Origin of the sequence: Bartonella sp. CL266QHHD (genome assembly GCF_042195355.1) — a bacterium.
In the GTDB taxonomy this organism is placed as follows: Bacteria; Pseudomonadota; Alphaproteobacteria; order Rhizobiales; family Rhizobiaceae; genus Bartonella.
Genome location: NZ_JBHIOD010000004.1, coordinates 1 through 20,310, shown reverse-complemented (window position 1 = coordinate 20,310; position 20,310 = coordinate 1). Strand labels below are relative to the sequence as shown.

The window sequence follows — 20,310 nt, the reverse complement described above, 5'->3', positions numbered from 1 at the left end:
CGGTGTGAGAAATCAACTGAGCACCAACAAATTCAATGCTTTTGATCAGCAAACAGGTTGTACCAGATGAAGCACCATAGGCAGATGTGGTATCATCGTCTGGCAAAAATACCCCATGTGTTTCGTTTCTACGGTGTAATTGCTGAAAACGCTGTTCTTGCGTTTGTTGTCGTTGGATGCTCTCTGATTGATTAATCGCTTTCTCACGAATGTTTTGGGCAAAAATCGGCAACGAGAAAAGGCACAAAATAGCCGCAAAAACAAAAGTGAAAAAAAATCTATGCATTCATTGTGTCCTCAAAATGAGCAACCAAATGAACCATATCATCAGCGTCACAGAAAAAATCGCCAACCGCGTAACAATTTTTTAATTGTTTGATGAGAATAATACTTCTAAAATCTAAGAGAAAAGCATAGACTGTACTGCATATACCTGCTTTATTAGTTGTGCAAACCATATCACTTCCCCCGCTTTTGAAGATTTTACAATGACACTGTTAAATGACAATCATACACTCTAATATGCTTCTTAATTTTAAGGTGTTGCATGTAATATAATTTTGAGCTTCAAGTAAAGCCTCTTATTCATAGAATATACCAAATTTATTGGAACTGTTACATATTAGAGACAACAAGAGACACTCCATTGATTGTCGCTTGATAAGAAAAATAGTATGACAATAGCTTATTTACTAAAATAAGAAAATGCGTAATGCCATAACTGATGAAGGATTAGCATATTTAAAAGCCGCTTATCCTAATGAAAAAATTACTAAAGATGATCTATTTTATTATGTTTACGGTCTCTTGCATTCAGAAGATTATCGTGCTCGTTATGCTCATAACTTATGCAAAGAACTGCCTCGTATCCCTTGTGTAAAAACTGCTAAGGATTTTGGAAATTTGTAACAGCAGGGCATGAATTGGGTCATTTGCACGTGAATTATGAAACTGTAGAGCCTTATCCTGTGACCTTTAAAAAGGGTAATCCAAAATTAACTGATATCTCTAATCCAGAAAAGTTTTATTACGTGACAGAAATGAAATTCGCTGGGAATAGTAAGGAAAAGGATAAATCAACTGTTATTTATAATAGCAATATCATCATGACAGATATCTCTCTTGAATCGGTTATGGGGCGTCAATGCGTTAAGACAGATAAAAAGAGTGGTATTGTTAATGATGCCAATCACTATGCTGTTGAAACCATTGGCAACCCTGCCTATCCATTGGATTTGTTTCAAAGGGTTATCACTGTGAGTTTAGAAACAATGAAAATTGTTAAAAACTTACCAAAATTAGAAATTAGAGAAACTGAATAGATTTGGCATGCTCAGATGATAGGCATGTTAACCTCACAAGGGGTATAAGGTCTTATAACCTATAGGTTCTATACCTCTTTTGTTAAGTTGCTTACATATAATCCTGAAAGGATAGTCTATATGCGTTATTCTAAAAAGAAGAAACTTGCAATTTTAGATACTCTTATTTGGATTGCCTTTAAAAGATTATATCGTAATCTAAAATGATAGCTTTGTTTAAAGAGGGTTATGTATATTCACTTTTCTTATAGGTTTTGAAGGTATAAAAACCGTCAAAACCCCTTCAAAACGTATATTATTAGTTGAATTTATAGGTTGTGTTATCAATAGAGGTTGTTTTTTAAGATCTGTAAAATATTAACACATTGAAAAATAACGTTTTTACTTTTTATCGTTTTTTTATCTAAAAGAGGCAACCGTCAAAACTCAAAACCCCGTCAAAACTCATAACTATAAAGATCTTGATAGCATCTCTTATGAGTTACAAGATATCTTTTGAAAAGCTTTAAAGGATCACATGATTTTTATAAAGCACGTTGTAATCATTCTCTAAATCATAAGGTTATCTATTCAAAAGAACTGATTAAAATTCATAAAAGGGATTTTAATAACGTAATCAGTTTTTACTTTCATACGCTTTTCATAAGACACGTTTTAATGACACACTAAAATAATCACTTTTGTCAGTTCAATTTACTGACAGATAACTGACAAATATATATTATTAATTGTATTTAAGGTTGTGTTATCTATATAAGTTGTATCTTAAAAAGACTAACATATTGAAATATAATGCTTTTAATTTTTTATCATTTTAAAAAAATAGTATAGGGTCTAAAAAGAACTGACACAACTGACAAAAGTCTATTAAAAGGGATTTTGCTGATCTCTATAATGATCAGTTTCTATTGAGATATTTTCATAACAGACAATAAATCACAATTATCCTATTTATCATTTCTCTTATGAACATGAAAAATGATACCATGGCTATAAAGAACATAACAGCTATAGAGAAAGCAAAAATGCAAATGAAAGCATTTGTTATAAGAGCGCAGTGCTATTAAGGTCGTTTAAATTAAAGCCCCTTATAAACAAAATTCACAAAAAATTTAAAATTCATTTAGTAAAAAAATGATAGGTTATAAAGCTAAAAATACGCATTATGAGAGCGTTTTTAAATATTATAAATGTATAGATTCAGAAAATAACGCAATCTTTTAAGAAAGCCAATAATATAGCTTTAAAAGCATATAAATATAAAAGAAGCAACTAATAGGCATAAGATATTATCAATACACAACGTATTTAAAAAATAAGAAAAAATATCAAAAAAGATAAAATATTGTTTGACAATAAATACGTATTTTGTTATATGAATATTCAAGTGATTAGAAAACACTTTGAAACGACAAGCGGATAGATTACGAAACAATCTTTCCAACGCTTTTAAAAATTGGCTATCTTTTATACTTTTGTTAGTATATGAGGATTTTGTCGGGTGTGTTTACACCATACAATACTCTTTATGAGAAAAGTGTAAGCAGCGGACTTGTCGCCGTGTTTTCTAGCACCCGATGCCCTCTATAGGCTGTTAATAGAAAATTTAATTACGACAAGGTTTTAATTATGAAAAATACAGTAAAAAACATCCCCGTTATCTCTAATATTGCAAATGAAACCGCGCTTGCTAATCAACAAGAGCCTGCAAAAAAATACGAATTTACAGGAGAGACAATAGAGGTTGGTGATTATACTCTTTATCGCATTCGGGCTTTAAGGGATTTTGCTAATATAAAAGCTGGTGATTTAGGCGGCTTTATACATAAGGTTGCAAATTTAGCTCATAATGGTGATTGTTGGGTCGGTGGCAATGCCATGGTTTATGGTGATGCTCGTATTTACGATAATGCCCATGTTTCGGATAATGCAAAAATTACTGGATCTGCAAAAATTTATGAAAATGCAAGGGTCTATGGCAATGCTAGCGTGCATATTAGAGCTGAGGTTTATGGCAATGCGCAAGTATATGAGAACGCATTGGTTTATGGTGATATTTTTGGACATGCTAAAGTGTATGGAAATGCAAAAATTTATGACACTATTTATGGCAAGTTTCTTGATAAAACTAGAATTTATGGCAATGCTGAGGTTTATGATAAAGCACGTGTTTTAGGAACCTCTCAGGTTTATGATAATGCCCATGTTTATGAAAATGCTATAGTTTTTGATAATGCTAGGGTTTGCGATAATGCCCATGTTTGTGGCGCTGCTATGGTCAATAGAGAAGCCAAGGTTTATGGGAATGCTATAGTGACTGGTTATGCCCATGTTTATGATAGGAGCTGCGTTTATGACAATGCCAAGGTTTATGGCAAGGTTTATGGTGGCGCTTGGGTTTCCAATAATGCTTTAATTTCTGATAATGCTGAGGTTTATGATGATGCTCGCATTTATGACAATGCAAAAATTTATGGCAAGGTCCATGGTGATGCTCATGTCTATGGCAATGCCAAGGTAATTGGCTATACTGAGATTGGTGGTGATACCAAAATTGGTGGCAATTATAAAGAATCTGTTATCACTGGTGATATTGTTTTTACAACTGTGTAAATGACGCGCGGGCGCGGCGGGGGCACCCCCCTTTAAACATTTCATTCTAAAATTCAAATCTATTTATAAAGGAATTGTGCTATGCAAAAAAAGTTTGCACTCACAAATGAGACACGTGTATTTAATAATCAAACTCTTTATCGCATCCAAGCATTAAGGGATTTTGACGATGTTAAGGCTGGTGCCTTGGGTGGTTTTATTGAAAATGAAAGTAACCTCTCTCATGATGGCAATTGCTGGGTTTACGATAATGCTCTTGTTTTAAATCCTGCCCATATTTATGAAAATGCCAAGGTTTTTAATAATGCTATTATAATGGGTAATATTTATGGCAATGCCCATGTCTGTAATCGCGCCCGCGTTTATGCAAATGCTCATGTTTATGACAATGCGCATCTTTCTTATAATGCTTGGGTTTATCATCAGGCGCNTCTGTAATCGCGCCCGCGTTTATGCAAATGCTCATGTTTATGACAATGCGCATCTTTCTTATAATGCTTGGGTTTATCATCAGGCGCGGGTTTATGGCAATGCAAAATTATCAGGAAATGCTCGTATTCATAGCAAGGCGGTAGTTTATGATCATGCTGTTATCAGTGGCGCTGCTAAAATTTATGGCAAGGTTTATGGGAATGCTAGCGTGGGCTGTCATACTGATGTTTATGGCTCTGTTTATGGTAATGCGAAAATCTCTGGTTATTTCGTGATTAGAGGTAATGTATATGGCAATGCAAGATTAAAAAGAGATAGTGATTTATATTGGGTTCCCATAAATTGTGAGGTTTATGAAAACGATACCGTTGTAAAGATTATTGAAAATAACGCTGCGTAAATAATGCGCGGGCGCGGCGGGGGCGCCTGCTTTCCAACCCAATTTTTCCATTTCAAATTTTATCAAACGTTTATCACATTAAATTGTGAGGGTATCTCTATGTGCAAAAAATACGAATTAACCAGTGAAATCAAAAAAATCAAACATGCTCTTACTCGAAATATTATAAACCTTTATCGCATTAAAGCTTTAAAAGATTTCGATGATATAAAGGCAGGGTCTTTAGGGGGCTTTATTGAAAAGGAAGTTAACCTATCCCATGATGGCAATTGCTGGGTCTATGATGAGGCTTGTGTCTACGGTCATGCAAGGGTGTATGAAAATGCAAAAATACGCCATTTTTCTCAAGTCTGTGGTCAAGTTTATGGCAATGCTGAAGTCTATGGAAAGGCTTTTATCTCTCAATATGCTAAAGTTTATGACCATGCTTTTGTCTATGGCAATGCTCATGTTTATGGCAATATTTATGGTAATGCTCATGTGAATGGTAGTGCCCGCATTCTTGCTGATGCTCATATTTATGACCATGCGCATGTTTCTTATGATGCTACGGTTTTTAGTTATGCACGCGTTTATGGTCATGCCAAGGTTTCTGGCTTGGCTTGTATTTATAGCCATGCAAAAATTTATAATTATGCTGTTATTAATGGTCGTGCAAAGATTTATGGCAAGGTTTATGGGAATGCTTGTGTGAGTGGCTCTTGTGAGATTTATGGCTCTGTTTATGGAAATGCTAAAATCTCATATTGTGCAACGATCTGGGGGCGTGCTTATGGCAATGCAAAAATCAATAAAAAAAGCAAAGTAAGGTTGGTTCCAAAAAATTGTGAGGTTTATGAAAGGGATAATGTTGTCAATATAACTGATAAAACAGAATAAAAAGAGACATGGGGGACGTGCCTTCTTTATGGTTATAAACGCATATAAAATGCATTGCTATAAACATATCATAAAAGAGAGAGTAAAATAAAAAAAGCCGTGCCAAATGATATGACGCGGCTTTCAAATAACGATTATAATGATAAAAAATAATCATCCACAATGGAGTAATGAATGCATATATACAAAACGTATCATATTGCAAGTGCTCTATGAGAGATATGAAAACTTATCAAAAGAAACGTAAATGTGCGTATGATCTTTAATCACTCATTTGAATGAGAGAGCCTATAAAACGCTTGTTATGGCTATCAAACGTATCAAACAAATCAAAACGCTCGGTAGCTTTATCAATCCAATCAAAAGCAAATGCATATTCAATAAATATCTGCAAAAAACGTTCTTTTTACATTTACGAGCGTTAGGTTTCAAAAGCAGCTTTTCATAAGATAAATAAACAAACGCTTTTATAAAGTGTAAGGTTTTTAAGATTTTGCTCTGCTGTGAAATCTAGATCTTCATTTTTCATAAATGAAACGTTCTTAAGAGCAAATGATAACTAAGTTATAACTGTAATAAAAAAAAGTTTTAACGTTTCTTATAAAGATCTCATTTTATGTTTCAAACGTTTAAACGTGCATTTAAAGAGGTTCTCATAAGCGTATTTGTACTTTTCATTAAAACCTAATTTCTTTAAATATTAGCCGGTCCATTTTGGGGATGTTATCTTAGAATAGAGCATTCTTAAATATTACAGCTTTTGACTCAAAATTGAGTAAAAACCCATACCTTATGATGTTACAATGGTTTTGAAGTTTGTTTGCTTATCTTGTCTAAATAGCTGCCCCCAAATTTGGAAAGAGCTCTTTTGGTTTCGTATTTTTAAACTATAACTTTTAAAACGTTTTTAGTACCAAATCTAAAGTAGATAGTAATTCTACTGCCATGGCATTATTTGCCTCCATTTTTTTGTGGAATCGAATAGTTCCATTCTTAAAGACTAGCCTGCAATCTATTCATTAAAAGGCTTTTCATTTCATAAGATATAGCGTTTTGAATTTCATGACCTTTATTTCCTACCTCGGTAAAAAAATACCGTGGTTATAAAATCGATCTTGTCTTTAAATCCTTTTATGCAATCTTTAAAATGTTCGGTGTTATGATGATGCTGTTATGACAGCTCTCTATTTTGCGCTCGCCAATTTTGGCGAATGTTAATTTGCTCTTTTATGTGATTAACAATCCAATCTTTAAAACAAGATGTGATCTTTAAACGTATGTTATCGATATTTTCAAACGACTAAATTTAAAACAATGTGATTTGTGCTGTGATAAAAACGTATCATAAAATTTATGAACTGTTATGAATGATATCGGCTTTTCATTTCATTTGAATGCACACATGCGTTATAATATTTACATCATGATTTGCTTTTTATGGTCTATTCATACATGGCAATCTTATATAAAAAATGGTCAAATGAATCATGCATAAAAAGATGGATTCTTGAGTGGATTCATATAAAATAATTGCACACAAACTATTGACTTTATTGTGTTTTTTGATATGATACCGAATTCTACTTGGATGCAGAATGTCTTTAAGCGTGGGGGTGCAGATGCGTATAACATGTATGACACAGGGATGGGTGGTAATGTTTATGGGGGACCTCGTGTTGCACCTTTAAGTGCTCCAACTTATCAAGCAATTGGAGGTCTTGGAGCTATTCCTCATCAGTATCAGAATTATATGAATCATTTGATGAATACTCCAACATCGTCTGCGAGAAACCTTAACTGGATTGCATCTGGTGGTTTGATGGGACCGAATTCTCAATTTGATGAGGAACTTAAAGAGGGCTTAAGTGAAATAAGAAATAGTATTAATCGACAGTTTTTAGGGAGTGGTCTTTATGGCTCTAGTGCGCATAACAATGAGTTACAGAGGGGGCTTAATGATGAATTAGCTCGTATCAAGTATCGCCAGCGTGATAGAGATTTACAGCATATGATGCAAGCCAATTCGATGATTGATCAACTGAATGAGAACCGCTTAGGCATGATAGGCAACTTATTCCCCTCTTATAATAACGCATATTCGAATATGTTGCAGGGGTCATCTGTTCTTAATGACTACAATCAACGCCTTGTTGATGCCAATAGAGAACGTTGGCTGGAACAAGACAATAGCGGCTGGAATAGGTTGAATATGCTTATGAACGCCGGTCATGGCTTTGCAAGGAATTACGGCACGACGACGAATAATAATACAACCTCTATGATAGAGGGCAATAATCCGTGGAAAAATTTTGCGACAGTAGCAGGTCTTGCGACAAGTTTTATGGGTATTCCTGATATTTCTAAGCCTTTTGGCGCATTTTTAGGCAAAAAATTTGGTGTATAGGAAAGAAAGAAATGGAAAAAAGTTCTTGGTTCGATAACATTTCGCGTTTTTTTATTCCTCCTGATCAAGGTGAACATCCTTTAGTTAGAATGTCTAGAATAGGAGCAGATGGTTTAATACAACATAGTGCACATCTCCCACCTACAGTACAACGTGCTAGAAGAACATGGTCTACAGTTCAAGAAGAAAGAGAACGCCAAAAGCGTGAAGAGATCTATGGTCGAAAGCTATTAGGAATGGTTATTCCGAAGATTGGTGAGAGACCTATTGATAAAATGAATATGTTGCAGAAAGTAATACAGCAGCATCAAGGTCCTGCTACTCCTAGTGCAATTTCTATTGATAAACCGTTTGAGAGTGGTTCTCTTGCGCCTTCTCAAATAGGAACTATTGTTCCGGATGGAGTATATCATGAGAAGAAGGAACCTTATGTGGTTCCTGAAGCAGAAATACCATTTGGTGTTGGTAATCATCCACCACTCCCTAATGCACAGGAGATTAAACAACTTACGCCTATAGTAGAGGCAGCTTCAACACCACAGTCACAAACTTCTCCAGTAGATACTCGAACTGGTTTTGAAAAGTTTGTCCAGTCTGATTTTTATAAAAAGCTTCAAGATCTTTTTGCAGGTATGTCGGCAGCACCGTCAGGCGGTTCTGGGTGGGATGCGCTTGCAAGTGGTGTGAAGCATCTTAATGAAGGAGATAAGGAAAGAGGGCAGGTTAATCAGACCGTCGAATACCTAAAATCTAAAGGGTACAGTGAAGAAGAGGCGCGGTTCATGGCTGGGAATAAAGATGCATTGAATGCTTTTCTATTACAAAAAGTGAACGGCGGTTATGATGCTAGATCTAAAGAAGAAATGGACCGCCTACGAGAAACAATAGATCTTAAAAATAGTGAAGCTATCAGTAGTAATACACTCCATGACATTGAACGTTTTATGAATTATATAGAAGAGAATGGTGATTGGGCTACGGGAAATCTTGCTGATTGGCAAGCTTCTTTTAAGGTTCCTCAACACCGTGATATGCGTTCACTGCTTGATTCCATTAAAAACCGTATAGGTATTGACCGTTTAGAAACGATGAGACGGTATTCACGCAATGGTGCTTCTGGTTTTGGTAACCTTACAGAAAGAGAGCTTGATATCTTAAAGAGCTATTTAGGAGAGATAAAGTACGACTTGGGTCATGAAGAGCTCTTGTTTAGGTTGAAAAAAATCCATCAGATTTTGGCTAAGATGAAATTAGACGTATTGAAATTGCTAGAAGACAGCAGCATTGAATTAACGCAAGAGAGTGTTGATAAGGTTACCTCACAGTCGCATTCTAAAGCTCCACAGCAAGGACATAGTGCAAATGCGCCTGTAGTAAAAAGTGCAGAAGAAATTGAAGCCTTACCGAAAGGAGCAGATTTTATTGTTATTGATGCCGATGGTAAAAGAATGACTATAAGAAAATAGGTTGTGTTTCATGTCTGAACTTAAGAATTATGATAAGTCACTTCTTCCTGAATGGGCTAGAAAGTATAAGGTTATTGGTATTGCTGAAGATGTTCAAAAGGAAACAAATTATCCTGAACTTAAGGATTATGATAAATCACGTCTCCCTGAGTGGGCTAGGAAATATAAAGTAATTGGTCCAGTTCAAGATATTCCAAATACTCAAGAAACATTCAAAGATTTTGCATTTGATGATAAAGATCTTACGTGGTGGGATGCTGTTAGAAGCCATGGTACATCTGGTCTTACAGCAGGGTACAGTGATGAGATACAAGCGGCGAATGAAGCAGGTTTTACGGATTATTGGCGTGGTGATAAGAAAGCAGTAGAGGTTTATAACAGAAGAGTAGCCAAGGAACGCGCTTACCAAAAAGCCTTGGAAGAGAAATATCCATGGTTGTCTTCTGGTGCTTATATTGCTGGTTCGATTTTACCAACATTAGCATCTTTGGGTATTCCCGCATTAAATTTTTTGCGAGCAGGCTCGACTTTAGGAAGTTTAGGTAGGGGAGCTCTTGTTGGGGCAGGTTCTGGAGCTTTACATGGTTCTGGTGCAGGAAAAGGTTACAATGATACGGTGAATTCGGCATTAGCCGGTGGTGTTGGTGGGGCAGTTTTGACGCCGGTTGCTGCTTTAGGAGGTATGGGTATTTCTAAGGCAGTTCGTAGTTTAGGAAATGCTTTAAAGTCACCTCCTGTCGTGAGGAATTATTTTAATCCTGCTCGTAAAGAGGTTTCAAATAAAGCTTTGCGAGAAGTTGCCAAGCAACTTTACGATAATAAAACCCAAAAGATCACGGAACGTCTTAGCTCAGAACCTCAGGAAGTATTTTTGACAGATATTAATGAAAAACTACGACAGACTTTGTGGAATGCGTCTAAAACAAATGAAGATGTTTATAATCTCTTGAAACAAGCGCATGAGAAAAGATTGGGAGGTTCTGTTCAACGTCTTGATGATATGATGGAGCAGACGATTGTTCCATACCAGCATAGAGATATTTTAAGCAGGACACTTAAACGGCAAGGAAAAGAGGCCCATGATCATCTCTATGAACAAGCAAGGCAAACGCCGATAGGACGAGAGTATTATCCGGCTCTTAATAAACTTTTTGAAAATAAAGGGTTTCAAAAAGCTCTTAAAGAAGCTGTCAATACTTTAGAGGAACACCCTCTCAGTATAAATCCTAGAAGGTTTTATGATAGAAGATTTAGCAGTATAACCTATAAACCTACGATAGAGTTATTAGATCAAACTAAGCAGTCTCTTGATGATTTAATCGAAAAAAGTAAGAAACATGGTGATAACCAAAAGATTTTAGGATACGAAGTCCTCAAACAAAATTTGGTAAAAATAATGGACGAAATCTCTCCTACGTACAAAGCAGCACGCGGTAGTGCGGCAAAATTCAAAAACTTTGCAGATAGCTTTGAGGAAGGTAGACAAGCTCTTGGAACAAAGCTTGAAAAGAGTTTTGAAAGGGATGCAGTTCAGGAAAATCTTTCTAAAGGGAATTGGACAAAACAAAATAATACCTATCAGATGGGCATGAGAGATGCATTAGATGATTTACTCAGAAAAAATGATGACCCTATTAATGAATTTTCTAAACTTTTAAAACAAAATCTTGCATCTGAGAATCTTAAAAGGATGATAGGACCGGAACGGTTTTCTACTTTTAAAAAGGCAGTAGATCAGGAGCAATTCTATTCTGATGCAGCAAAAGAGGGTTTTAGCAAATTTGAAGGCACTCCTGAGTTTTCTCTTTTTGATGGAGTTCGTGTACCACATAGTATTCCTGATATACCAGCTCAAGGCTTAAAATTAGCACGAAACATATTTTTTCATCCAAATGCCCCAGAGGCGCTACGAGCAAGACAAGAGCTAGAGCGCGGTATAGCGAAGTTAGCAACTTTTGGCGTTAAAGGAATGGAGCGCAATGAAATTGCCAAATTGATTCAAAGTGCTTTGAAGTGGCATAAAGCCGGTGTGATAACGGATGAAGGCTTGAAGATTGTTTCTAGAGCTGTAGCAAAAGGGTTAGGTCCTAGTGCTTCAATAGAGTATGCGAAATGACCCGTTATAGTCCTTCAGTAGATCAAGCGATACGGCAAACGGCAGCGCGATATGGTTTGCCAGAGAGCTATTTGTACCGTGTTGCGCAAGTGGAAAGTGGAGGCAATCCCAATGCAAGGAATCCCCGCTCTTCTGCTGGTGGGTTGTATCAATTTATAGACAGCACCGCCAAACAATATGGTTTGCAAGACCGTTTTGACCCCATGCAAGCGGCAGATGCCATGGGGCGGTTGACACTTGATAATCGCAATCATTTAAGCCGTCTGTTGGGAAGAGCGCCTAGTGAAGCGGAGTTGTATTTAGCCCATCAACAAGGTGCAGGAGGAGCCGCGCGGCTTTTGCAAAATCCCCATGCCAATGCGGCGCAAATTGTTGGCAGCAATGCGGTTGGCTTGAATGGTGGAAATAACGCTATGCGTGCAAGTGATTTTGTCAACCGTGTATTACAGATGTATGGTGGGCAGCCTCATAGAGCAAGTCCTACAGCGCATGGTGGCATTAGAAATAGAGACAACTTGTTAGAGGTTTTAAGGGCATTATTAGCATCACAAGAAGAGGCTTCGGAAGAAGAAGAGAGTGATGAAGATGATAATCCTTTGATGACGCAATTCATGCGGGCGTTTTACGGACCATTTTACCGGAATTAGGATTTATGAGAGATGTCAACGATCTATGATTGGTCGCTTAGAGCGGCGGATAATACGCGTTCTGATAATTTGATTGATTGGTCCGAAGGACAGTATCCTAGCAGTGTGAATACGAGCGCCCGTGTGATGATGCAGCGCGTAAAGGAATACTTGTCAGACACGGGTGGAGAGCTTGAAGGCATTGTGACAAATGATCATGTCCAACAAACGAGTGTGATAAGACTTGCAAGCACTTCACAGTTTTTAGAGTATAAGAATGGTATCGTTTTGCGCTTTATGGCGACGGGCATGAATGTTGGAGCGACCACGATTGTCTTAAATGCTTTAGATGGCAAGCCGGTTTATAAAGCAACAGAATTAGGCATCAGTGCATTATCGGGAGGGGAAATCCAACAGGGGTGCATTTATACATTGTTTTATAATGGAGATCATTGGCATCTTGTTAATCCTACCTCTATCCCTTTAGAAGAAGAAAGCAGTCTTTATCCCACGGGTTTTATAGGAACGTTTGGAATGCGTGGGATTCCAAAGGATTGGTTAATTTGCGATGGGAAGGCTTATTTACGTCGTGATTATCGTGATTTATTTGAGACGATAGGAACGGTTTGGGGAGAGGGGGATGGCGTTACGACGTTTAATGTTCCCGATTTTCGAGGAATGTTTTTACGGGGGCTTGATGGAGGGCGCAATATTGATGAAGGGCGTTCTTTTGCAAGTGTGCAAACAGATTTAATCGAGTCTCACCAACATCAAGGACAGAGCCTTTCGATGTCTCATTTTACCAGCAACGAAAATTTTTGGGATGGGAATACGACAGATGTGTTGGGTTATCGTCTAGGCTTGTTTGGGGGGAGTTCTCTCGCGAATTTTATGGGTATAGAGCGTGAGAATTTAAGGAGTCACGTTGCAAGTCCTTATACTCTTGATGAGAACCAAGAGGTTGTTTTGGAGAGCACTGGTGAAGGCGAGACGCGTCCAGTTAATGTGAGTGTTCTGTTTGCGATTAAGACATGAGGTGTAAGATGTCGACGATCTATGATTGGTCTTTAAATGCCTCCTTGAATGCCTATTGTGATGATTTAATAGATTGGTCAAAAGGACAACGTCCTAGTAGTCTGAATAATAGTGCTCGTGTGATGATGCAGCGTGTGCGTGAATATTTATCCGATACGAGTGGTGTGATTGAAAGCACTTTTACGGTTGATGCTGAACAGCAGACGACGTTGATAAGACTTCAAAGCCAATCGCAATTTTTAGAGTATAAGAATGGGATATCAATTTGTTTTAAAGCGAAGGGTAAGAATGTTGGGGAAACCGCAATTGCCTTGAATGATTTAGCCGCTAAACCTGTTTATAAGGCGACGGAATTAGGCATTCGTGCATTATCTGGAGGCGAGCTTCAAAGGGGGTGCATTTATAGCTTGGTTTATAGGGATCATGCTTGGCAAGTTTTAAATCCTACGCCTCTCTCTTTATCACAAGAACCGGTTATTCCCATTTATCCGACAGGGACGATAGGAATTTTTGGAATGCAAGTTTTGCCAGAGGGCTGGTTACCCTGTGATGGGAAGGCTTATTTGCGCAGTGATTATCCTGCTCTTTATGAAGCGATAGGGATCAGATGGGGAGGCGCTGATAGTTGGACGAAGTTTAACGTTCCAGATTTGCGTGGTGTTTTTTTACGAGGTGTTGATGATGACCGCGAGATAGACCGCTTTCGTTATCTTGGCACTTTACAAAATGACGCTATGAGAAAGCATGATCATAGTGGTCAATCCTTTACGATTTTGAATGATGAAAATCAGGAAGAGAGTTGGTATGGTGATTTGACGATCATCTGGGGATATGTGTTGAATGAACAGCAAAGGTTGAAACTTGCTGAACGTTTGGGCGTGAGAGCAGAGGATATACGTGTGCACCATAAGCTCGCCTTTCCCCATTCCCACCTTCATATGCGTGATGTTGCATTGGCAAGTTCAGGTATAAGTGAGACGCGCCCGATTAATATAAGTGTTGTATTTGGAATCAAGACGTGAGGTTCAGATGTCCACGATTTATGATTGGTCTTTAACGGCATCTGAGAATGGTGGTGCTGATGCTTTAATTAATTGGTCAGAGGGACAGCACCCTAACACGGTTAATAATAGCGCTCGTTTTATGATGCAACGGGTAAGTGAGTATTTATCGGATACGGGGGGTGTGCTTGAAGGGATTGTGACGGTTGATAATAACCAAAAGACGAGCGTGATAAGGCTTCTAAGCCAATCGGCATTTTTAGAGTATAAGAATGGCATATCGGTTTGTTTTAAAGCGAAGGGCAAGAATGTTGGGGCGACAACAATTGCTTTAAATAATTTAGCCGGTAAGCCCGTTTATAAGGCGACAGAAACCGGTTTATTAGCCTTATCGGGAGGAGAGATACAAGATGGCTGTCTTTATACGCTTGTGTATGATGAAGATATAACCGGTTGGCAAGTTCTCAACCCGACAAGGGGCAAAGTTTCTTCCTTAAAACGCTTACCCACTGGTCTGATAGGACCGTTTGCAATGGAGCGCTTGCCGGATGGTTGGTTGCCATGTGATGGGAAGGCTTATCCGCGGCTTGTCTATTGGGATTTATTTTGTGCGATAGGGACGACGTGGGGAGAGGGGGATGGCGTTACGACGTTTAATGTTCCCGATTTTCGGGGGCTATTTTTACGGGGACTTGATAATGAACGCAATTTAGACCCTTGGCGTTCTTTTGCAAGTCTTCAAGGCTATTCTTTGAAAGGGCATGAACATTTTATAGGTCCCGCCTCTTCTGATGGTCGTTCTTCACGAAAAAAACGGGATATTTCTTCTTCTGAAGCGCCCGTGACAAGGCGAAAGAGAGCTATAGACGAAGAGTGTGTAGGTTTGAGTGGGGATGCCTTGGAAAGGTGTAATCAAGAATTTGACCAAATAGCAGGAAGTCCACAGGTAGAGACTCCCTTTTGGTTTACAGAAAAAGATAAGCCGCCGCGTTTACCTTGGTTTATCAGGAGCCCCTTTGAAAGCTTTTTAAGTTTTTCGATGCCGATTAAAGAGGGCATCTATGACAGAGAGCATCATGAACATCACCTTATGGCAGAGAGGGTTGGTGGGGTTGAAACGCGCCCCGTTAATGTGAGTGTAGTTTATGGGATCAAGACATGAGGAGTTGAAATGTCATTAAAACCGTTTGCGATATCAGAGATTAGCGACCCGTCTCAAGTACGGGTTGTTTTGTATTCGGGGGAAGTATTTGTACATGCGCCGCTTAATGGCGTTTTTGATTTACTGAAAGCAGCTTTGAAAACGGAGCTTAATGGTTCTGTAAAAGATTTAGAGAAGCGCTTAGAAACCTTAAGAGAAGAGTTTGAAGATTTGAAAGAGTGTTCATTGGATGAAGCCCTCTGAATGAAGGAATAAAGCAGATGAAGATACCCGATCATGAACATGAATATTTGATACCTGTCGCGACGAGAGAAGAAATGATAGCAGGAACTTCTCAAGACAGTGTTGTTGTTCCGAAGCTTTTAGGGACGGCATCTTTGTATTCGTATGAAACCTTTGCGCCGTTAGAGCAGGTTGTTAATGCAAGGCAAGAAGCAGAAAAAGCCATGGCGCGTGCGAATGGGGCGCAACAAACAGCAGATCAAGCGAAAACTATAGCAGACACAGCAGCGAGTTCAGTTACTGTAGCTTCTGAAGCCAAGACGACAGCAGAGACAGCTTTAGAGCAGGCAAATACGGCATTAACAGTATCCAATGCCGCCAAGACAACAGCAGAGGTATCGAAAACCTCTTCAGAAGATGCCAAGATGAAGTCAGAAGCGGCTGAGAGGTTAGCGCAAGAAGCCAAGCGTATTGCGGATGATACTAAAGGTGCAGCCGATAGAGTGGCGACAACGGTCACGGAAAGCTCTCAAAGAGTGACACAAGTTCAAAGCACAGTAGAGACAGCTTTGACAGAGGCAAGAGAAGCCAAGGCAACGGCAGGAGATGCAAAAACACTTTCCGAACAAACCAAGAGCGCTTTTGATGCTGCCAAGCAGGTGATGGGCGAGGTGAAGAATGTTGCAGAAACAGCAGCAACGAACAGTGGGCAAGCTCTCACGACAGCTTCTGAAGCCAAGATGACAGCTGATAGAGCCTCTTCGGTAGCCGGTGATGCAAAAGAAACGGCGTCTAAAGCCCTGTCGGTAGCTCATGGTCTTAAGCAATCGGTTGATCATGTCAAGAATACAGCTGAGGGAGCCAAAAGGACAGCAGAAGGAGTAGAGCAGAGGGCTTTAACAATAGAAGACGTTGCTACACAAGCCAAGACTAAAGCTGGTGAAGCCAAACAATTGGTTGAAGAAGTTAAGACGACAGCGCATTTAGCAGAAACGTTAGCGAATAATGCAAAGCAGTTAGCGGATAGTGCAAAAGACACAGCGGTGGAAGCGAAGAATAAAGCAGAGGATGCTCATGTCCTATCGCAAGAAGCTAAGAGCACAGCAGAGACGGCAGAAGAGAAAGCCGCAAGAGCCGAAAAGAAGGCAGATGATGCGACAGTTACAGCTTCTGAAGCCAAGACTATGGTGCAAGAAGCAAAACAGGCGTTAGAGACATCAACAGCGCAACAAGATGCTTCAGAAGCACTGTCTCAAGCCGCTGAAGCGAAGAAAGTAGCAGATCAGGCAGCAACGTTAGCCAATGAAAGTAAAACGACAGCTGTTGAGGCAAAAGGTTTAGTGGAGGAAGTAAAACAATCGGTAGCGACAGCGACAGCAACAGCAGAAAGCGTAGCTAAGGAAGCTAAAGTAGCATCAGAAAGCGCTGTTAGGGTGGCGAATACAGCGAGGACCACAGCAGAAGAAGCCAAGAGTGCAGCGGATAGTGCAACAGCAACGGCTCATCAAGCTCAACAGAATGCAGAGGAGGCTACAAAATTAGCTTCTGAAGCGAAAGCGGTAGCAGAGTCTGCGGTGCGTTCAGGAGAGACGGCAGGGCAGGTTGATGCAGAAGCGTTGAAGGGTATAGCTACAGCAGCAAAGAGTAAAGCGGAAGCAGCAGAGAAGGTAGCAGAAGAAACGAAAGGTGCTTTGGATGGTCTAAAACAATTAGCCAATAGTGCGAAGTCGACAGCGGACGAGGCAAAGAAGGTAGCTGATGGTGCACAAAAGAAGGCATCACAGGTAGAGACAGTAGCGGGTGAAGCTGAAAAGATAGCGAAAGAAGCCAAACAGACAGCTGGTTATGCTAACCATGAGGCGGCACAAGCGCGCAGTGAGGTAGAAAAGGCAAAAAGTACAGCTCATGAAGGATGGAGTAATGCCAATAAAGCTCAGGAAGTAGCAGGTGACGCTAAAACTATAGCAAGTTTAGCGCGTACGTACGCAGATGAAGCCAAGAAGATAGCGGAAAATTCAGGCAACACAGCTCATCAAGGGTGGAGTACAGCTAACAACGCGAAGGAAGTAGCAGGTGACGCTAAGACTATAGCAAGTTTAGCACGGACATATGCAGACGAAGCCAAGAAAAAAGCGGAAGTAGCAGATTCACAATCCTATCAAGCTAAGGGCGAAGCCGAAAAAGCCAAGGAAATAGCTAATAGTGCAAAATATACAGCAGAACAAGCACAGAAAGCGGCAGAAGCGGCGGGTAAAAAGGCAGCGTCTTTAGCATCATCTTTAGAAGACAAGCTAGAAGAGACAGAAAAAACAGCGAAGGAAGCCAAACAGAAAGCTGTTTATGCCGAAAATGATGCGAGGCAAGCTCGTAGTGAGGCAGAATCTGCGAAAAATATAGCTTATAATGCTAGTAGTACAGCTAACAACGCGAAGGAAGTGGCAGATAATGCTAAGACTATAGCAAGATTAGCAGAAATGGCAGGCGAAGAAGCCAAGAAAATAGCGGAGAAAGCCGATGACCGAGCGTATGAAGCCAAGAATGAAGTAGAAAAAGCCAAGGAAATAGCTAGTAATGCAAAATATATAGCAGGAGAGGCGCAGAGGGCAGCCGAAACAGCGGGTAAGAAAGCCGCGTCTTTAGAGGAAGAAGCGGAAGAGGCACAAAAAATAGCCAAGGAAGCCAAGGAGTCTGCTGGTTATGCAAGACATGACGCGGAGCAAGCGCGCAATCAGGCAGAAAATGCAGAGAAAATAGCCTCGTCAGCGAGGAGTAGGGTTATCGATATCAATCAAGTGGTTGAGAATTTTAAAGCCCCCGTAAGTTTAGCGCGGATGTACTCAGACGAAGCCAAGAAAAAAGCCGAGTCGGCAGATTCACAAGCCTATCAAGCCAAGAGCGAAGCCGAAAAAGCCAAGGAAGTAGCTGATAGAGCGAAAAGGACAGCAGAAGAAGCTAAAACAACAGCCGATACGACGAAGCAAGAGCTTGGAGGTATCAAAAGTTCCCTAGCAACGGCAACAACAGCCCATACAGTAGCCTCACAGGCAAAAGTGCTAGGGGAACAGATAAACAATTTACTGAAACAGTCCAATTTAACGGTTCTTTCAATTTCCACACCGTTTCTTGTTGCGAAAGGCAAAGCGGAATTAACCTTGAAAAAAGGAACGCGCATAACCTTGGCATTAGGCAATGATATTTTAGTTGCAAGTTATACGGCAGATACAAGAATAAGCGTTCCTCCTCTTTCGGTGGGCAAAGATTATTATGTTTATTTGGTTTCTGATGGAGGACAGTCTCATAAACTTGTTTTATCAGAAAACTCTACGTATCCAAGGAATTACACAGTGAGTAATTCACGAAAGATAGGAGGGTTTCATACGCTCTGTGCGGATGTTGGTACGATTTCCGGTCACCCATTGTCTGGTTATAGAGCAGGGGATATTTTACCCAATTCAGTTTGGTGTCTCAATCACCGCCCGCATAGTTCACCAGAAGGAATGGTTTATGACCCCTCTACAGATCTTTGGGTTGATATTTATCTTCAGTCAGGGACGGGTCACAATACCCGCTCGGCGTATAATGTTCCTATTACGACGAACCGTCTACAAACAGATCACATATCCGATATGCTGCGTGTTAGGAAGGCTTTGCTCAATAATACAGAATTTGCCTCCGCGATGTATGGAAGCAATGAAGGTGGTGGGATTCAAGGCAAAAAAGCACCTTCACCAAAACATTCTGGAGGTTATAAGAATACGGCAAATATACGGATGGTTTCGCATATCGGTTGTGAAGATGGTTGCGGTTATGTTTGGCAATTTGTGAAAGATGTTTGTTTCATGCAAACGGTAACTGGAACCTCACCAAATGTACAGTTTAAAAAAGATATGTATGCATTGTTGGCTGGTGGAGACTGGTCAGATACTACGAATATCAATCCACATCTGCGTGCAATCATTATACGGAATGCCATTTATGAATCGGCTGGCGCCCGTGGCTGTAGTTATCCACGGCATTTTATTTAGGAGGGGTAGATGATAGATTATCCAGAGCATTTAAATAGCAAAGAAGATTATATGAATATGCTTTCCTTTGATAAGGCTGAAACCGTAAGGAGGTTAGAGGTTCTTTTAGAGACGCGTTTTTATTGGGTTTTAGTCAAGGAGTTAAGTGAAGGAGAAGAGGGGATTGAAGATGATACGCATAAGGTTTGTCTAACAACAACCATACCGTTTGATTCAAATGGTGATTTTGTAGAAAAGCGTTGTCAGTATGAATTACAGGAAAGCGAATATGCGCCGCTCTTTCAACTTGGCTTTCGTGTTGAAGAAGTTGAGCAGCTGATCAAAGAGCATAGCCAATAGAGATCATAAGAAAACATTTTTATGCCGCCTCACTTTTGTGGGGCTTTTTTTATGGAGCGTCAGATGAGAAAGATATCGAAAGAAGGATTAGAGCTTATCAAACAATGGGAAGGTTTGCGTTTAGAGGCATATCGAGATACGGCATGTGTCTGGACGATTGGTTATGGCCACACCAGCAATGCGGGGAACCCCCTTGTCAAAAAAGGCATGTGTATTAGCCAAGAGCAAGCAGAAGAAATCCTTTGTGAAGACTTAAAGCAATTTGAGA

16 protein-coding genes and 2 pseudogenes are annotated in these 20,310 nt (G+C 39.6%); 15 read left to right on the top strand and 3 right to left on the bottom strand.

Translation table 11 applies throughout. From position 1 onward, the window contains the following. Window positions 1-286 (bottom strand): annotated as a pseudogene (locus ACFIK7_RS00145) (ShlB/FhaC/HecB family hemolysin secretion/activation protein); the annotation flags it as partial. Next, window positions 279-458 carry a hypothetical protein gene (locus ACFIK7_RS00140; protein WP_375662715.1) on the bottom strand — a complete coding sequence of 60 codons (180 nt, stop codon included), beginning with the start codon at window positions 456-458 and terminating at the stop codon, window positions 279-281. The gene ACFIK7_RS00140 and the pseudogene ACFIK7_RS00145, both read right to left, overlap by 8 nt. Window positions 459-708: 250 nt before the next feature. On the opposite strand from ACFIK7_RS00140, the pseudogene ACFIK7_RS00135 reads away from it, so the two are divergent. The 4 genes and pseudogenes from ACFIK7_RS00135 to ACFIK7_RS00120 all read left to right on the top strand — a co-directional run. Further along, window positions 709-1,322, top strand: a pseudogene (locus ACFIK7_RS00135) (type ISP restriction/modification enzyme); the annotation flags it as partial. Window positions 1,323-2,951: 1,629 nt separating this feature from the next. Beyond that, window positions 2,952-3,935, top strand: a complete 984-nt coding sequence (locus tag ACFIK7_RS00130) for a hypothetical protein (RefSeq protein ID WP_375630644.1) — start codon at window positions 2,952-2,954, stop codon at window positions 3,933-3,935. 406 nt (window positions 3,936-4,341) lie between these two features. Beyond that, the gene (locus tag ACFIK7_RS00125; protein ID WP_375662714.1) at window positions 4,342-4,767 is read left to right on the top strand and encodes a hypothetical protein; all 426 of its coding nucleotides are present in this window, start codon (window positions 4,342-4,344) and stop codon (window positions 4,765-4,767) included. Window positions 4,768-4,866: 99 nt separating this feature from the next. Then, the gene (locus ACFIK7_RS00120) at window positions 4,867-5,646 is read left to right on the top strand and encodes a hypothetical protein (protein ID WP_375662713.1); all 780 of its coding nucleotides are present in this window, start codon (window positions 4,867-4,869) and stop codon (window positions 5,644-5,646) included. A 262-nt stretch (window positions 5,647-5,908) separates the two neighbouring features. On the opposite strand, the gene ACFIK7_RS00115 is transcribed toward ACFIK7_RS00120, so the two are convergent. Next, window positions 5,909-6,040, bottom strand: coding sequence for a hypothetical protein (locus tag ACFIK7_RS00115; RefSeq protein WP_375630638.1), 132 nt, complete (start codon window positions 6,038-6,040; stop codon window positions 5,909-5,911). Window positions 6,041-7,276: 1,236 nt separating this feature from the next. Here ACFIK7_RS00115 and ACFIK7_RS00110 point away from each other — a divergent pair. The 11 genes from ACFIK7_RS00110 to ACFIK7_RS00060 form a co-directional block, all read left to right on the top strand. Next, window positions 7,277-8,050 (top strand): hypothetical protein, encoded by a 774-nt coding sequence (locus ACFIK7_RS00110; protein WP_375662712.1) that lies wholly within the window; start codon window positions 7,277-7,279, stop codon window positions 8,048-8,050. A gap of 11 nt (window positions 8,051-8,061) precedes the next feature. Next, complete coding sequence (locus tag ACFIK7_RS00105) at window positions 8,062-9,516, top strand: hypothetical protein (RefSeq protein WP_375662711.1); 1,455 nt, start codon at window positions 8,062-8,064, stop codon at window positions 9,514-9,516. A gap of 10 nt (window positions 9,517-9,526) precedes the next feature. Continuing rightward, a complete protein-coding gene (locus ACFIK7_RS00100; protein ID WP_375662710.1) occupies window positions 9,527-11,632 on the top strand; it encodes a glycine zipper family protein in 2,106 nt (701 codons plus the stop codon). Further along, window positions 11,629-12,279 carry a transglycosylase SLT domain-containing protein gene (locus tag ACFIK7_RS00095; protein WP_375662709.1) on the top strand — a complete coding sequence of 217 codons (651 nt, stop codon included), beginning with the start codon at window positions 11,629-11,631 and terminating at the stop codon, window positions 12,277-12,279. The genes ACFIK7_RS00100 and ACFIK7_RS00095 overlap by 4 nt, the downstream gene beginning before the upstream one ends. 12 nt (window positions 12,280-12,291) lie before the next feature. Further along, window positions 12,292-13,293 (top strand): phage tail protein, encoded by a 1,002-nt coding sequence (locus ACFIK7_RS00090; RefSeq protein WP_375658323.1) that lies wholly within the window; start codon window positions 12,292-12,294, stop codon window positions 13,291-13,293. An 8-nt stretch (window positions 13,294-13,301) separates the two neighbouring features. Next, the gene (locus ACFIK7_RS00085; protein WP_375658322.1) at window positions 13,302-14,315 is read left to right on the top strand and encodes a phage tail protein; all 1,014 of its coding nucleotides are present in this window, start codon (window positions 13,302-13,304) and stop codon (window positions 14,313-14,315) included. A 7-nt stretch (window positions 14,316-14,322) separates the two neighbouring features. Continuing rightward, window positions 14,323-15,456 (top strand): phage tail protein, encoded by a 1,134-nt coding sequence (locus tag ACFIK7_RS00080; protein WP_375662708.1) that lies wholly within the window; start codon window positions 14,323-14,325, stop codon window positions 15,454-15,456. A gap of 9 nt (window positions 15,457-15,465) precedes the next feature. Further along, window positions 15,466-15,699 carry a hypothetical protein gene (locus ACFIK7_RS00075; protein ID WP_375662707.1) on the top strand — a complete coding sequence of 78 codons (234 nt, stop codon included), beginning with the start codon at window positions 15,466-15,468 and terminating at the stop codon, window positions 15,697-15,699. Window positions 15,700-15,716: 17 nt separating this feature from the next. Beyond that, window positions 15,717-19,703 carry an alanine-zipper protein gene (locus tag ACFIK7_RS00070; protein ID WP_375662706.1) on the top strand — a complete coding sequence of 1,329 codons (3,987 nt, stop codon included), beginning with the start codon at window positions 15,717-15,719 and terminating at the stop codon, window positions 19,701-19,703. A gap of 9 nt (window positions 19,704-19,712) precedes the next feature. Beyond that, on the top strand, window positions 19,713-20,042 hold the full coding sequence (locus tag ACFIK7_RS00065; RefSeq protein ID WP_375654732.1) for a hypothetical protein: 330 nt from the start codon (window positions 19,713-19,715) through the stop codon (window positions 20,040-20,042). Between the two features lie 63 nt (window positions 20,043-20,105). Further along, window positions 20,106-20,310: lysozyme (locus ACFIK7_RS00060; RefSeq protein WP_375662705.1), on the top strand; the 205-nt coding region annotated here is incomplete at its 3' end.